This is a genomic window from Streptomyces sp. CB01635 (genome assembly GCF_002803065.1).
GTDB lineage: Bacteria > Actinomycetota > Actinomycetes > Streptomycetales > Streptomycetaceae > Streptomyces.
In genome coordinates this window covers 44917-59192 of the sequence record NZ_NNBL01000016.1, presented here as the reverse complement: position 1 = coordinate 59192, position 14276 = coordinate 44917, and the positions used below count along the sequence as shown (strand labels likewise).

Annotated in this window: 10 protein-coding genes; 6 read left to right on the top strand and 4 right to left on the bottom strand. The window is 69.9% G+C overall.

Annotated elements, in window-relative coordinates; all coding sequences use genetic code 11:
* Positions 1-42 precede the first annotated feature (42 nt).
* From vdcB to CG723_RS30470, 4 genes are all read left to right on the top strand, one after another.
* Complete coding sequence (gene vdcB, locus CG723_RS30485) at positions 43-645, top strand: non-oxidative vanillic acid decarboxylases subunit B (protein WP_100596746.1); 603 nt, start codon at positions 43-45, stop codon at positions 643-645.
* Positions 646-673: 28 nt separating this feature from the next.
* Positions 674-2101 (top strand): non-oxidative vanillic acid decarboxylases subunit C, encoded by a 1428-nt coding sequence (vdcC, locus tag CG723_RS30480; RefSeq protein ID WP_100596745.1) that lies wholly within the window; start codon positions 674-676, stop codon positions 2099-2101.
* A 32-nt stretch (positions 2102-2133) separates the two neighbouring features.
* Positions 2134-2373 carry a non-oxidative hydroxyarylic acid decarboxylases subunit D gene (locus tag CG723_RS30475; protein WP_267893741.1) on the top strand — a complete coding sequence of 80 codons (240 nt, stop codon included), beginning with the start codon at positions 2134-2136 and terminating at the stop codon, positions 2371-2373.
* Positions 2374-2809: 436 nt separating this feature from the next.
* Complete coding sequence (locus CG723_RS30470) at positions 2810-4039, top strand: MalY/PatB family protein (protein WP_100596744.1); 1230 nt, start codon at positions 2810-2812, stop codon at positions 4037-4039.
* Positions 4040-4125: 86 nt separating this feature from the next.
* Here CG723_RS30470 and CG723_RS30465 read toward each other — a convergent pair whose 3' ends face one another.
* Positions 4126-6282, bottom strand: a complete 2157-nt coding sequence (locus CG723_RS30465) for a glycoside hydrolase family 3 N-terminal domain-containing protein (RefSeq protein ID WP_100596743.1) — start codon at positions 6280-6282, stop codon at positions 4126-4128.
* A gap of 106 nt (positions 6283-6388) precedes the next feature.
* Between CG723_RS30465 and CG723_RS30460 the strand changes: the two genes are divergently transcribed.
* Together CG723_RS30460 and CG723_RS30455 are read left to right on the top strand one after the other, a co-directional pair.
* Positions 6389-7243 carry an endonuclease/exonuclease/phosphatase family protein gene (locus tag CG723_RS30460; protein WP_100596742.1) on the top strand — a complete coding sequence of 285 codons (855 nt, stop codon included), beginning with the start codon at positions 6389-6391 and terminating at the stop codon, positions 7241-7243.
* Complete coding sequence (locus CG723_RS30455; RefSeq protein WP_100596741.1) at positions 7240-8823, top strand: alpha-amylase family glycosyl hydrolase; 1584 nt, start codon at positions 7240-7242, stop codon at positions 8821-8823. The genes CG723_RS30460 and CG723_RS30455 overlap by 4 nt, the downstream gene beginning before the upstream one ends.
* Positions 8824-8881: 58 nt before the next feature.
* Here the strand turns inward: CG723_RS30455 and CG723_RS30450 are convergent, their stop codons facing one another.
* From CG723_RS30450 to CG723_RS30440, 3 genes are read right to left on the bottom strand one after another with little or no spacing between them, the layout of a single operon-like run.
* Positions 8882-11437, bottom strand: coding sequence for a beta-galactosidase (locus CG723_RS30450; RefSeq protein ID WP_100596740.1), 2556 nt, complete (start codon positions 11435-11437; stop codon positions 8882-8884).
* Complete coding sequence (locus tag CG723_RS30445; RefSeq protein ID WP_100596739.1) at positions 11434-12891, bottom strand: sulfatase family protein; 1458 nt, start codon at positions 12889-12891, stop codon at positions 11434-11436. Before CG723_RS30445 ends, CG723_RS30450 begins: the two co-directional genes overlap by 4 nt.
* Positions 12888-14276 (bottom strand): glucoamylase family protein, encoded by a 1389-nt coding sequence (locus tag CG723_RS30440; protein WP_100596738.1) that lies wholly within the window; start codon positions 14274-14276, stop codon positions 12888-12890. Before CG723_RS30440 ends, CG723_RS30445 begins: the two co-directional genes overlap by 4 nt.

The window sequence follows — 14276 nt, the reverse complement described above, 5'->3', positions numbered from 1 at the left end:
TAGCGTGAAAGCACAGGTCAGCGACGTGTTTGAGGTGGTCCAATGCGGTTGGTCGTGGGAATGACCGGGGCGACGGGTGCCCCGTTCGGTGTCCGTCTGCTGGAGAATCTGCGCGAGCTGCCGGGCGTGGAGACGCACCTCGTGCTGTCCCGCTGGGCGCGCACCACCATCGAGCTGGAGACGGGCCTGTCCGTGGCCGAGGTGTCCGCCCTCGCGGACGTCACGCATCATCCCGAGGACCAGGGCGCCACCATCTCCTCCGGGTCGTTCCGCACCGACGGCATGGTGATTGTGCCGTGCTCCATGAAGACCCTCGCCGGGATCAGGACCGGATACGCCGAAGGGCTCGTCGCCCGGGCCGCCGACGTGGTTCTCAAGGAGCGACGCAGGCTCGTCCTCGTCCCGCGCGAGACACCGCTGAACGAGATCCACCTCCAGAACATGCTCGAACTCGCCCGCATGGGCGTGCAACTGGTGCCGCCCATGCCCGCCTTCTACAACAACCCGCAGACCGTCGACGACATCGTCGACCACGTGGTGGCCCGCATCCTCGACCAGTTCGACCTGCCCGCGCCCGCCGCCCGGCGCTGGGCCGGGATGCGCGCCGCCCGCGCCGCTTCCCGATCCTTCGGCGACGCCGCCTGAAGTCCCCTGCCCCGTAAAGGAATTCACCATGGCCTACGACGACTTGCGCAGCTTCCTCGACACCTTGGAGAAGGAGGGGCAGCTGCTGCGCATCACCGACGAGGTGCTGCCCGAGCCGGATCTCGCGGCCGCCGCCAACGCGACGGGCCGCATCGGCGAGAACGCCCCCGCCCTCCACTTCGACAACGTCAAGGGCTTCACAGACGCCCGGATCGCCATGAACGTGCACGGCTCGTGGGCCAACCACGCGCTCGCGCTCGGGTTGCCGAAGAACACGCCGGTCAAGGAGCAGGTGGAGGAGTTCGCGCGGCGCTGGGACGCCTTCCCCGTCGCGCCAGAGCGCCGCGAGGACGCCCCCTGGCGCGAGAACACCCAGGAGGGCGAGGACGTCGACCTGTTCTCGGTGCTTCCCCTCTTCCGCCTCAACGACGGAGACGGCGGCTTCTATCTCGACAAGGCCGCCGTCGTCTCCCGTGACCCGGATGACCCGGACGACTTCGGCAAGCAGAACGTCGGTACGTACCGCATCCAGGTCATCGGCACCAACCGGCTCGCCTTCCAGCCCGTGCCCATGCACGACGTGGCCCAGCACCTGCGCAAGGCCGAGGAGAAGGGTGAGGACCTGCCCATCGCCATCACCCTCGGCAACGATCCCGTGATGGCGATCGTGGCCGGGATGCCGATGGCGTACGACCAGAGCGAGTACGAGATGGCGGGCGCCCTGCGCGGCGCGCCCGCGCCGATCGCCACCGCGCCGCTCACCGGCTTCGACGTGCCCTGGGGGAGCGAGGTCGTCATCGAGGGCGTCATCGAGTCCCGCAAGCGCCAGATAGAGGGCCCCTTCGGCGAGTTCACCGGTCACTACTCGGGGGGCCGCCGGATGCCCGTCATTCGCGTGGACCGCGTCTCGTACCGCACGAACCCGGTTTTCGAGTCGCTCTACCTCGGCATGCCGTGGACGGAGTGCGACTACCTCGTCGGCCCCAACACGTGCGTGCCGCTGCTCAAGCAGCTGCGCGCCGAGTTCCCCGAGGTGCAGGCCGTCAACGCCATGTACACACACGGCCTGATGGTGATCATCTCCACGGCCAAGCGGTACGGCGGCTTCGCCAAGGCCGTCGGCATGCGTGCCATGACGACGCCGCACGGGCTCGGCTACGTGGCCCAGGTGATCCTCGTCGACGAGGACGTCGACCCGTTCAACCTGCCGCAGGTCATGTGGGCCATGTCCGCCAAGGTCAACCCGAAGGACGACGTCGTCGTCATTCCCAACCTGTCGGTCCTGGAACTCGCGCCCGCCGCGCAGCCCGCCGGCATCAGCAGCAAGATGATCATCGATGCGACGACGCCGGTCGCCCCGGACATCCGCGGCAACTTCTCCACTCCGGCCAAGGACCTGCCCGAGACCGCCGAGTGGGCCGCTCGCCTGCAGCGCCTCATCGCGGCCCGCGGCTGACCCCACCGATCCTCGCCGAAAGGACAACTCCCTTGAACCACATGCCTGTTGAATGCCCTCGCTGCGCCTTTGCGGAGATCTCCCTGCTTGCCACGTCCCCCGTCCCGGGCGTGTGGGACGTGGTCCAGTGCGGCCGCTGCCTCTACACCTGGCGCACCATCGAACCCGCCCGCCGCACCCAGCGCGACGCCTACCCCGACACCTTCAAGCTGACGGAGTCGGACATCGAGAACGCGATCGAGGTGCCTGCGGTGCCGCCACTGCTGAAGTGACGTTCCTGGCACGCCCGGAGACTTCACCGCCTGGCAACGGGACCTCGCCAACACCGCTGCCATCGCGCAGCCGGACCGGGAGCTCGGACCGGCCGCCGCCCGCCGCGCCCTGCGCGTCACCCCACCCGACGCACCCGCACTGCCCCTGGAGACGGCCCCGGTCCTGGTCGAGTTCGGCATTCCCGGCGCCGTCGTCCAAGGAGACGGCGGGCAGGCCGCCGCGGAGGCTCTCGCCGGACGGACACCGACCTGCACCTGATCGGCCGACGGCACGCCGACCGGGAGGCGTCGTAAAGGCGGACGGCTCGGATCCGACGTAGGGCTGACAAGGCCTCCCGCTCCTGCACCACTGCCCATGGGGAAGCCCAGTGGGGCCACATCCGTGGACACCGCGCCGTCATCGACCCGACCTCGGGTCGTGGCTAGCATCGCGACCATGCCATCCGACACGGATCCGTCGATCATGAACCCGCTCGAACAGTTGACGATCGACCAGCTGCGGGCCCGGACCAGCATGAAGTGGACCACCTTTCCGGCCGACGTACTGCCCCTCTGGGTGGCCGAGATGGACGTGCCGCTCGCCGAGCCGGTCGCGGCCAGGCTGCACGAGGCCATCGCCGCCGGCGACACCGGCTATCCCAGCGGCCGTGCCTACGCCCGTGCCCTCCAGTCGTTCGCCGCGGACCGCTGGGACTGGCGGGGCCTCGAGGCCGAGCAGACCGCGATCGTCCCCGACGTGATGATGGGCATCGTCGAGGCGCTGCGGCTGATCACGTCTTCGGGCGACGCCGTGGTGGTGTGCCCGCCCGTCTACCCGCCGTTCTACGCCTTCGTCACCCACGCCGACAGGAGAGTGATCGAAGCGCCGCTCGGACCCGACGGCCGACTCGACATGGAGACGCTCCGGGTGGCGTTCGCCTCGGCCCAGCGCGTCTCCGCACGGACCGTGCTGCTGCTGGCCAACCCCCACAACCCCACCGGAACCGTGCACACCAGGAACGAACTCATCGCGGTCGCTGCTCTGGCCAGGTCCTTCGGAGTGCGAGTCGTCTCGGACGAGATTCACGCGCCCTTGGTCCTGCCCGGCGCCGAGTTCGTCCCCTACCTGACTCTCCCCGGCGCCGAGGACGCGTTCGCCCTGCACTCCGCGTCGAAGGCCTGGAATCTCGCCGGTCTGAAGGCGGCACTCCTGGTAGCCGGACCGAACGCGGTCGACGACCTGCACCGGCTTCCGGAGGAGGTAAGCCATGGACCCAGCCACGTCGGCATCCTCGCCCACACCGCCGCCTTCGAGGAGGGACGGCCCTGGCTGGACGCGCTGCTGCGTGGCCTCGACACCAACCGGGCGCTGCTCGCCGACCTCATCGCCGAGCGACTTCCCGGGCTCGCCCTGATGTGGCCGGAGGCCACCTATCTCGCCTGGCTCGACTGCCGCACCCTCGGCCTCCATACGACGTCGCCGACCACCGCCACTCCGGTGGTCAGCGACATCGCCGGCCCCGCCCAGCTGTTCCTCGACCAGGCGCGGGTCGCGTTGAGCTCAGGGCACGCGTTCGGCAGCGGGGGCGCCGGGTTCGTACGGATCAACTACGCCACCTCTTCGGCGATCCTTCGCGAAGCGGTGGACCGCATGGCCGCCGCGGTGTCCGGCCTCGAAGCCCGCTGACCAGCCGAGAAAAGCATCACATGTCCAGGTCCGTGACCAACCACGAGAAGTCGGCCACGGCGTCGGCCGGAAGACCGTACTGTCCGTCAGAGAATGTGCAGCGTGCAGCGTGCCTCTGCCGTTGAGCTCGTCCCCGCGTAGACGTCGACGCGGCCGCGCTCCACGACGTACGTCCCTGCCGGGTCGTTCGTCCAGAAGCCGAGGTCATCGGCGCCGAGCCGGAAGCGGACCGTTGTGCTCCCGCCCGGCTCCAGCGTCACCCGCTCGAAGCCGCGCAGCCGGCGCACCGGCTGGGCGATGCTCGCCGCGACGTCGTGGATGTAGAGCTGGACCACCTCGTCGCCGACGCAGTCGCCGGTGTTGGTGACCGTCACCGTGACCTCGAGCGTCTCGCCCGCCGCCAGCTCATCGCGGGTGATCTCGGCACGCCGCAGCTCCGGGGCGCCGGTGGTGAACGTCGTGTAGCTCAGGCCGTGCCCGAACGGCAGCTGCGGGGTCTCTTCGAGGTCCAGGTACTTCGAGACGAACTTCGGGTCGGCGCCCAGGACATGGGCGGGGCGGCCGGTGTTCTCGTGGTTGTAGTAGACCGGAATCTGGCCCACCGCCCGTGGGAACGACACGGGCAGCTTGCCGCCGGGGTTGACCGTGCCGAACAGCACGTCCGCCACGGCGTGCCCCGCCTCGATGCCCGGGTGCCAGGCCTCAAGGACCGCGGGCGCGGTGTCCAGCCAGTCGCCGATCGTCAGGGGCCTGCCGTTCAGGAGCACCACGGCGTACGGCTTGCCGGTCGCGGCGACGGCGGCGATCAGCTCCTCCTGCCCGGAGGGCAGTCCGATGTCGCTGCGCACGGACGCCTCGCCGCTGAGCGCGGGGGGTTCGCCGACCACGACGACCGTTATTTCGGCCTCCTGCGCCGCGGCGACCGCGGCCGTGATGTCGTCATCGGCGTGGATGATGCGGGCGTCGGGCGCCGCCGTGCGCACCGCGTCCACGATGCTCACGGACGGAAGGTGGAAGCCGCCGGGACCGGCCCAAGTGCCGTGCAGGTCCGTGGAGCTCGCGAGCGGGCCGACGACCGCGATCGAGGGTGTGGTGCGCTCCAGGGGGAGAAGACCGTCGTCGTTCTTGAGCAGCACCATCGACCGGGCGCCGGCGGCTCGCGCCGCTTCCCGTGCGGCCGGCGTCGGACCGGTGATCTCGGCGGGCTCGTCGGTGTACGGCTGGTCGAACAGGCCGAGGGCGAACTTGAGGCGCAGGATGCGCGTGACCGCGTCGTCGAGGCGGGTCTCGCCGATCAGGCCGTCGGCCACGAGCTGCTCGCCGTGCTCGGTCACGTTGGTGGAGACCATCTCCATGTCGAGCCCGGCGTTGAAGGCGAGGCGTGCCGCGTCGGCACCGTCCTCGGCGAAGCCGTGCGCGATGAGTTCTTCGACACCCGTGTAGTCGCTCACGACGAAGCCGTCGAAGCCCCACTCCTCCTTGAGGATCGCGTTCATCGTGTGCGGATTGCCGTGCGCCGGTACCCCCGCGACCGTGTTGAACGCGGCCATCACCGTGGCCACGCCCGCGTCTACGGCGGCCTTGAAGGGCGGCAGATAGTGGTTGCGCAGCCGCTGCTCGGAGACATCGACCGTGTTGTAGTCGCGGCCGCCCTCCGCTCCGCCGTAGGCGACGAAGTGCTTGGCGCACGCCGCGATGCGCTCCCCGTCCGCCAACTCGCCGCCGCCGTCGGAACCTTGGTAGCCGCGGACCTTGGCCACCGCAAAGGCGGCGTTGACGTACGGATCCTCGCCGCAGCCCTCCGCGATGCGGCCCCAGCGCGGCTCATGGGTGACGTCCATCATCGGCGAGAACGTCCAGCGCACACCGTTCGAGCGGGTCTCCGCTGCCGACACCTCGGCGTCGCGGCGGGCCACCTCCGGGTCGAAGGAGGCCGCCTGGGCCAGCGGGATCGGGAACGTGGTCCAGAAGCCGTGGATGACGTCGAGGCCGAAGAGGAGCGGGATGCCGAGCCGGGACTCCTCGACGGCCATCCGCTGCAGGGCGTTGGTGTGCGCCGCACCATGGATGTTGAGCACCGAGCCGAGCAGACCGGCGCGCGCCGCCGCCTCGATGTGCGCGGTCTGGCCGCCGCCGGGACCCGTGTCACCGGTCCAGGTCAGCTGTTGCAGCTGACCCAGTTTCTCCGCGGTGGTCATCTGGTCGAGAAGCCCCTTGACCTGGTCCTCATATCCTCGAAGCATGCGAGCCCCTCACCGCTCTATTGCCGCATCGCCCATGCGAAGTTAACGTGTGCGCCAGTCATGTAAGCGCATTCAGGAAGCGCATACAAGTGGGTGGAGGTTTCTGATGGCCGACCTCGGGATTCCGACGGCCGGGGGCGGACTGCACGTCATGAGTTTCAATCTGCAGGTCCACTGGGACAACCCGCCCCACACCTGGCCCGAGCGCAGACAGACGGTCGCCGAGCTACTGCGCCGTCAACGTCCTCACCTCATCGGCACCCAGGAAGGCCTGCGGCACCAAGTGCACGATGTCGAGGCCGCCTTGGGCGAGTACGGTGACGACTACGGCTGGATCGGAGAGGGGCGGGAGGGCGGTGACGACGGCGAGTTCATGGCCATCTTCTACGACCGCCGGCGCCTGGCCCCCCTGACACACGGTCACTTCTGGCTCTCCGGCACACCGGACATCCCGGCCTCCAACACCTGGGGCGGCGGCTGCCCCCGCATGGTCACCTGGGTCCACTTCCGCGACCTGGCCACGGGTGGCGAGCTGTACGCCGCCAACACCCACTTCGACCATGCGAGCGCCCGCGCCCGCGAACGCTCCGCGGCCCTGCTCGCCGAGCGGCTGAGCACGCTCGCACCCGACATCCCGACCGTCGTCACCGGCGACTTCAACACCCCCGCGGGACCGGACAGTTCGCCGTACATCCGCCTACTCGCCGACGCGGGACTCGTGGACGCCTGGGACGCGGCCGAGGAACGCGGCCCGGACCTGGGCACCTTCCACGACTACTTGCCCCCGGTCCCTGACGGCGAGCGCATCGACTGGATTCTCGTCTCGCGAGGCGTCCGGGTCCGCTCGGCACACGCCCACACCTTCGCGCCCAGCGGCCGCTTCCCCAGCGACCACCTGCCGATCGAAGCTGTTCTGCACACCGCACCACCCCGACCGTCCTCGGAGGACCCCACCCCATGACCTCTCGCCGCCCCGCCACCGAGTGGCTCGCCGACGCCGTCCTCTACCAGATCTATCCGCAGTCCTTCGCCGACTCCGACGGCGACGGCATCGGCGACTTCGCCGGTGCCGAGGCCAAGCTGGACCACCTCGCCTGGCTCGGCGTCAACACCGTCTGGTTCAACCCGTGCTTCGCCTCGCCGTTCCGGGACGCGGGCTACGACGTCAGCGACTACCTCACCGTCGCCCCGCGCTACGGCACCAACGACGACCTGGTCAACCTCGTCGACGCCGCCCGGCGCCGCGGCATCCGCGTCCTGCTCGACCTGGTCGCCGGCCACACCTCCGACGAACACGCCTGGTTCAAGGCATCGGCTGACGACCCCGCCGACCAGCGCTACATCTGGGCCGACACCGAGACGGCACCGCCCGGCTTCGTCGCCTCGCCCGGCACCCGTTCCGGCTTCTACCAGCCCAACTTCTTCGAGTCGCAGCCCGCCCTCAACTTCGGCCACGCCCACATGAACGCTGACGAGCCCTGGCGCCTGCCCGTCGACGCCGAAGGGCCCCGCACCAACCGCCGCGCCCTGCGCGACATCATGGACCACTGGCTCTCCCTCGGCCTGTCCGGCTTCCGCGTAGACATGGCCGCATCGCTGATCAAGGACGACCCCGGCCACGTCGAAACCGCCAAGCTGTGGCGGGAGCTGCGCGGCTGGCTCGACACCAGGCACCCGCACGCGGCACTCCTGTCCGAATGGGGCGACCCGGCGACCTCCGTCCCGGCCGGCTTCCACGCCGACTTCTTCCTGCAGTTCGGCTCCGAGAACGACGGCCTGTACCTGCGCTCCCTGTGGAACAACTTCACAGGCACGGTCAGTGAGCCCTGGGCGCCGCAAGCCCCGTACTTCGACGCCTCGGGCGAAGGCTCCCCGCGTACCTTCCTCGACGGCTGGCGCGCGGCCCGCGACGCCATCGGCGACGCCGGCTTCATCGCCCTGCCCACCGCCAACCACGACTTCTCCCGCCTGGCCTGCGGGCCCCGCACCGCCGAGCAGCTGCCCGCAGCCTTCGCGTTCCAGCTCACCTGGCCGACGCTGCCCGCGATCTACTACGGCGACGAGATCGGCATGCGCTACGTCCCCGGCCTGCCCGACCACGAGGGCAGCCGCCTCGGCCCCCGATACAACCGGGCCGGCTCACGCACCCCCATGCAGTGGAACGACACTCCCAACGCGGGCTTCTCCACTGCCCCGGCCGACCAGCTCTACCTGCCCGTCGACCCCGACGCGAACCGGCCCACGGTCGCCGCCCAGCAGGCCGACCCCGACTCCCTTCTGAACCTGGTCCGACGCCTCATCACCCTGCGCCGCGCCACCCCGGAACTCGGTCCCGACGGGAGCACCGAAGTCCTGCACGACGGCTACCCGCTGTCCTACATCCGCGGCGGCCGCTACCTCGTCGTCGTCAACCCGCGCGGCGAGCACGCGGACGCAGCCGCACCGAAGGACACCGCCACCCCGGTGGTGGCATCCGGGGTCACGGTGAGCGGGGGCAGGATCAGCGCGGAGGGCTTCGGCTACGGCATCTTCGAGTTGTAACCCACAACAGGAGGGGCCGCACCGCCTTCCGGCGGCGCGGCCCCTCCTGTTACCGGCGTCAGCCCTTGCGGACCGTGAACTCCCCGCGGCGTACGCGCAGGATCGTGCGCCCGCCCTCGTAAGAGGACTTGGCGTCCTCGCACCGCGCCCGGCCGTCGACGGCCACGACTGCCTCGCCGCCCAGTGCGCGGAAGGTGACCTCGCCGTCCGCGATCCCGGAGATCTCGGCGGTCGCGTACGCGATGCGCAGCCCGCCCGCCATGAGGCCCAGCGGCAGCATCGCCGCGCTCGCCCCCTCGAGGTGCAGCCGCTCTCCACCGAACAGGGCCTTGCCTTTTTCGGAGACGGTGCAGGACTGGGCGTAGCCGGAGGTGACGTTGAAGGCATGCAGCAGACGGCCGCCGTGCTCGTCCTTCGTGGTGAGCATGAAGACGCCCGCGTCGGTGGAGCTGTGAGTGATCGCGGGTACCGCGCCCAGAACCTTGAAGGCGCTGAGCCAGAAGTCGAGGTCGCAACGGTACGCCGTGGTGATCACGACCGCCCGCCCCTTGCCCACAGGGATGTCGAAGCCGCAGCCGTCCCCCGTGGACACCTCACGCAGGACCGTCTCGCCCCGGCTCGCCGAGCACAACTGAGCCTTGGGCACCCGGATCTCGGCCCGCGGCGCCGCCCACCCGTGCGCGGTCGCGGACAGCCAGAACTGGTTCGCGTCCGTGAGGGTCTTGCCGGGTGTCAGGCCCAGCGCCTCCCGCAGTACCGTGCAGGACGCGCTCGTCATGTCCTTGTCCGGCGTCTGACCCGACAACAGCAGCTGCCCGCCCGCCCGCAGGTACCGCACGAGACGCTCCTGCACCACGCGTGCCAGGTACTGCCCTGTGGCAAGGGCGAGGACCGGCTGCTCGGCCGGATCCAGGTCCGCGGCCTGAAGATCGACGCTCCGGTACCGGAAGCCGCCGAGCAGCATGGCCCGCGACAGGGCGCCACGCGGCCCGAAGCCACGGGTGCCCGTCACGTCGTCGACCAGGGCCTGCACGGCGGCACTGTCCGGCGGCCGGTATTCGGTGAGGTAGTGGTCGGGCACGAAGCCGAGCACCACGTCGTCGTACTCCGCCCTCATCGGCGCCAGCGCCGCGGCCAGTCCGCGGACGGCCTGCGCTGTCTCCCTCGTGGGGGCGAAGCTGACGCCGGGCCTGCCCTCGGGGTCGACGGGCGCGGCGAAGCCATGGCGTTCGCCGGTGATGCCGATGCGGTCGTTGCCGTCGCCGACCGGCTTGTCGAGCTTCGGGTTGAAGCCGCCGGCGAACAGGTAGTAGTTGATCATCTTCGCGCCCTGGGCGACACAGAGCCGCGTCTTGAGCCCGACCGCCCCGCGCCCTGTCTCATTGCTCAGGTCGTCCCCGTAGTCGGCGTGCCCGGCGTCGAACTCCAGGGCCGTCAACGGCTGATCACTGTCATTGACCGCGTCCATGAACGCATTGACCAGATACAGGTCCGTCACGTTGCCGAGGGTCAGGTCGCCGAGGTAGAAGTCCGCGCCGGAGATCATCCCTGGCTTGCCCGCGTAGGACTCCATCAGCTGGCTGACACCGATCGGGAAGTTCTCCGCGCTCCCGCCGCCCGTCCCGTGGATGTTGATCAGGAACGGGATACCGCGAACCCCGCCCGCCTCCGCGTACGAGCGCAGCCGCGCCGCGTAGTCGGCGATGGCGCCGCGCATGTACGTCCCCAGGTCGTGCATGAGGGCGGGTGCGTAGCCGTCCTTCGGGGCCCGGATCGCGGCGTCGCGTTCGCCGGCGCTGCCACCCGCGAACGGATAGCGCTCGGCCAGATCCTTCCCGTACGTCGTGTCCAGCCAGGTGTTGAAGTCCCGCAGGCAACGGTCGGTCAGGATGAGCCCGTTGCTGACCCACGGCAGCATGCCGATCTCGTTGTCGAGCTGGCAGGCGATCACGCCGGGTCTGCCCTTGCGGTGCAGGCGCTCGGCGATGACCGGCATCACCGCGTCGTACCAGCGCCTGGCCTCCCTGAGGTACGCGGGCGCCAGATAGTCGACGGCGGCCGTGGTGGCCTTGTCGCCGTTCCAGCCCGTCGGCACGATCTCCGGGTGGTCCGTGCGCACCCGCTGCGGGACGCCCTCGCCCTTCAGTTCGGCCATGGTGAACGGACCGGGCCTGGCGATGACATGGAAGCCGTTCTCCCGGCACAGGTCGAGGAAAGCGCCCAGGTCGCGCTCGGGCCTCGTCCGGCCGGTGACGTCGATCGAGCCGTCCGCGGTCTCGTGCCACATCCATGGGATGTACGTGGCGATTGCGTTGAGTCCTGCTTCCTTCGCCTTGTCGAGCCGGGACTGCCAGTCCGCGCGCTTGAGGCGGAAGTAGTGGATCTCACCGGCAAGGACAACAGTCGGTTCGCCGTCGATGAGGAACTGTTTGTCGCGGTAGGTGACGGAGGCGGCGGACCCATCGCCCGGAGACCGGGTATTCGCGGCCGCCGCTGCGGAATTCAGCGACCCAGGGGCCGCCGCCAGGGCGACCCCGGCGCCCAGGCCGCCCAGGACGGTTCTGCGCCTCGGAGCGAAACCGGGGGTAGTGACCGGCACTGACTGCTGTGTCATCGCGGCTCCTCGGTGCTCACGTGCTCCGGTGTGTCCAGGTAGCGCAGTTGCAGCGCGGTGAGCCGCGCCGTGAGGTCCTCGACGACCTGCGCATACTCGGGGTCGTCGTACCGGTTGTGCAGCTCGTCCGGATCCCGCTCCAGGTCGAACAGCTCCCACTGCGGTGCCCGGGTGTCCGGCGACGCCCCGGCCTGCCCCGAACCGTGGCCCGGATAATGGATCAGCTTGTGCGTCCGGGTGCGGATCCCGTAACTGGCCTGCACGCCATGGCACACGTCCAGGTGCTCGAAGTAGCGGTAGTAGACCGCGTCACGCCAGTCGTCCGGCCGCTCGCCGCGCAGCAGCGGCAGCAGACTGTTGCCCTGCATCCGCTCGTGCGCGGGTACGTCGGCGAGGTCGAGAATCGTCTGCGCGTAGTCGACGTTCGCCACCAGCTCGTCGCACGACGACCCCGGCTGCACCACCCCCGGCCAGCGCACGACCAACGGGATGCGCAGCGACGGCTCATACATGAACCGCTTGTCGAACCAGCCGTGTTCACCCAGATAGAAACCGTGGTCGGAGGTGTACGCGACCGCGGTGTCTTCGGTCAGCCCACTGACGTCGAGGTAGTGCAGGACCCGGCCCACGTTCTCGTCGAGCCCCGCGATGACCCGCAGGTACTCCTTGATGTAGCGCTGATAGCGCCACTCCCGCTCCGCACGCTCCGAAAGCCCTTCGGGCACCGGCATCTTGAGGTCCTGCGGCAGCAGATCGGACATCCGCATGCGCGCCTCGGCCGCCGCGCCCGCCCGGTTCGCGTAGTCGTCGTGGAGCGTGGCCGGGGCCGGAATCTCCTCGTGCTCGTACAGGTGGCGATGGCGCTCGGCCGGCTCGAAGGCGCGGTGCGGCGCCTTGTGCTGGATCAGCAGCGCGAACGGCCGGTCGGGATCCCGCCCGTCCAGCCAGTTCAGGGCCAGGTCGGTGATGATGTCGGTGACGTAGCCGGCGTGCTTGTGCTCACCGTCGGCGGTGAGGAATGTGGGGTCGTGGTACTGCCCGTGCTCCGGCAGGACTTCCCAGTGGTCGAAGCCGCACGGGTCACTGACCCCGCCGTGCCCCAGATGCCATTTGCCGATGATCGCCGTCTGATAGCCCGCCGCCTGCAGCATCTCGGGGAACGACGGCTGACGCGCGTCGAACTTCTGCCCCGGCTGCTCCAGCGTCGTCATGCCGTGGACATGGCTGTACGCGCCGGTGAGCAGCGTCGCGCGGGCGGGCGAGCAGATCGAGTTCGTACAGAAGGCGTTGTCGAACCGCATGCCTTCGGCCGCCAGCCGGTCCACCGCCGGAGTCCGGTTGATGACACTTCCGTACGCGCCGATGGCGGGCACTGCGTGGTCATCGGTCATCATCACGATGATGTTGGGGCGCCGGACAGGGCGACGGCCCTGTCCGTGTCTCGGATCCGTCATACTCCGAAGTTCTCCTTCGCCAGCAGCGGCCGCACGCGCCGCGCGAACCCTCCGCTGCGGAACGGGCCCTGCAGCAGCCCTGGCTTGAGCACTTGGGCGAGTGCCGCCGCGATCATGCCCTGGTCCAGCGCGAGCATGTAGTCGCTGACCCGGCCTGTGTTCACGTCGACCGAGTCACGGAAGCCCAGGCCGTCCTCGTACGCCCCGAAGTCCCGGGCGATGCGCAGCAGGTTGGTGACCGCCTCGTCGCGTGCGAACGGCATCGCGAGGAAGGATGCGTGCGGAGTGACCACGCCCCCGGAGGTGTAGCCGTCGACGGCCATGCCGATGGCGTCCACGCCGTACGTGGCATAGCCGCCCGCGGGGACGTCGGCGGGGGAGAAGCCCCAGTAGCCGTACGCCTCCTCGACCATCCCGTGCTCGATCTGACTGCGCACGTAGCGCTGGTGGTTGAGCCCCCACGCGCCCGGCGACCACGCCGCCTCCGGCACGAACAGCGGCACCATCAGCGCCTCGAACATCGACCCGCCCCAGGAGGGGACGATCTTGCGGCCCCGGTACGTGTAGTGCCCGCGCCACAGCCGCACACCGTCGACCGTCACCCACTCGCCCTCGGGCTGCTGGTCCTGCTCGGCGCCCGGCTCCAGCGTGCGGAAGGTGTGCCAGTAGTGCTCACCGGGCAGCGAGCCGTCGGCGATGCCGAGGTAACTGGCCATGCGCGGCTCGGTGTTGAGCGTGCCGTACCAGTGGGGGGTGAAGGATTCGGTGGCCGTGGAGTAGCCGCCGTGCAACTGGCCGGGGTTGGCTGCCGGGTCCGCGGCGTCGTACGGCGTGTAGTAGAACGACCAGTCGGCGTCCGCGAGCAGCCGCGCCACGCGCGGGCGCAGCTCCGGGTCGGCGTCGGCGGCGATCCTCAGGCCCGTGACCAGCCACGCGTTGTCGACGGACGACAGGAACGGGTCTACCGGGTCGCCGCTGCCCGGCCATGTCGTGAGGGTCTCGCCGGTGTAGGCGTCGTACCAGTTGAACCAGAAGCCGTGGGCGCGCTCCAGCCGCTCTACGGCGGTGACGGTGCGGGCGAGGCGGCGGTGCATCGTCGTGGCGTCGATGACTCCGAGTCCGCCGGCCGCGACCGTCGCCCACAGGCCGCAACCGATGTTGGTCGGTGAGGTGTTGACGGACGGCGTGAGTGTGCTCGCGGTGACGTCCATGGTGTCCGCGGCCAGACCGAAGTCCGTGGTCAGGGCCTCGATGGAGCGGTACGTGTCGCGGAACCAGCGGCTCAGCAGGGCGCCGGTACCGGCTCCGGCGGCCGTGCCGGTGGCGCCGAGAGCGAGGGCGGTGGACGCGCCCGCCGCGGTGGCGAGGAAGGTACGGCGTTTCAT

What these genes read in the sequence shown, in the direction of transcription:
- vdcB (WP_100596746.1), top strand. Translation starts at nt 43, where the DNA reads ATGCGGTTGGTCGTGGGAATGACCGGGGCGACGGGTGCCCCGTTCGGT.
- CG723_RS30450 (WP_100596740.1), bottom strand. Translation starts at nt 11,437, where the DNA reads ATGACACAGCAGTCAGTGCCGGTCACTACCCCCGGTTTCGCTCCGAGG.
- CG723_RS30470 (WP_100596744.1), top strand. Translation starts at nt 2,810, where the DNA reads ATGCCATCCGACACGGATCCGTCGATCATGAACCCGCTCGAACAGTTG.
- CG723_RS30440 (WP_100596738.1), bottom strand. Translation starts at nt 14,276, where the DNA reads ATGAAACGCCGTACCTTCCTCGCCACCGCGGCGGGCGCGTCCACCGCC.
- CG723_RS30455 (WP_100596741.1), top strand. Translation starts at nt 7,240, where the DNA reads ATGACCTCTCGCCGCCCCGCCACCGAGTGGCTCGCCGACGCCGTCCTC.
- CG723_RS30460 (WP_100596742.1), top strand. Translation starts at nt 6,389, where the DNA reads ATGGCCGACCTCGGGATTCCGACGGCCGGGGGCGGACTGCACGTCATG.
- CG723_RS30465 (WP_100596743.1), bottom strand. Translation starts at nt 6,282, where the DNA reads ATGCTTCGAGGATATGAGGACCAGGTCAAGGGGCTTCTCGACCAGATG.
- vdcC (WP_100596745.1), top strand. Translation starts at nt 674, where the DNA reads ATGGCCTACGACGACTTGCGCAGCTTCCTCGACACCTTGGAGAAGGAG.
- CG723_RS30445 (WP_100596739.1), bottom strand. Translation starts at nt 12,891, where the DNA reads ATGACGGATCCGAGACACGGACAGGGCCGTCGCCCTGTCCGGCGCCCC.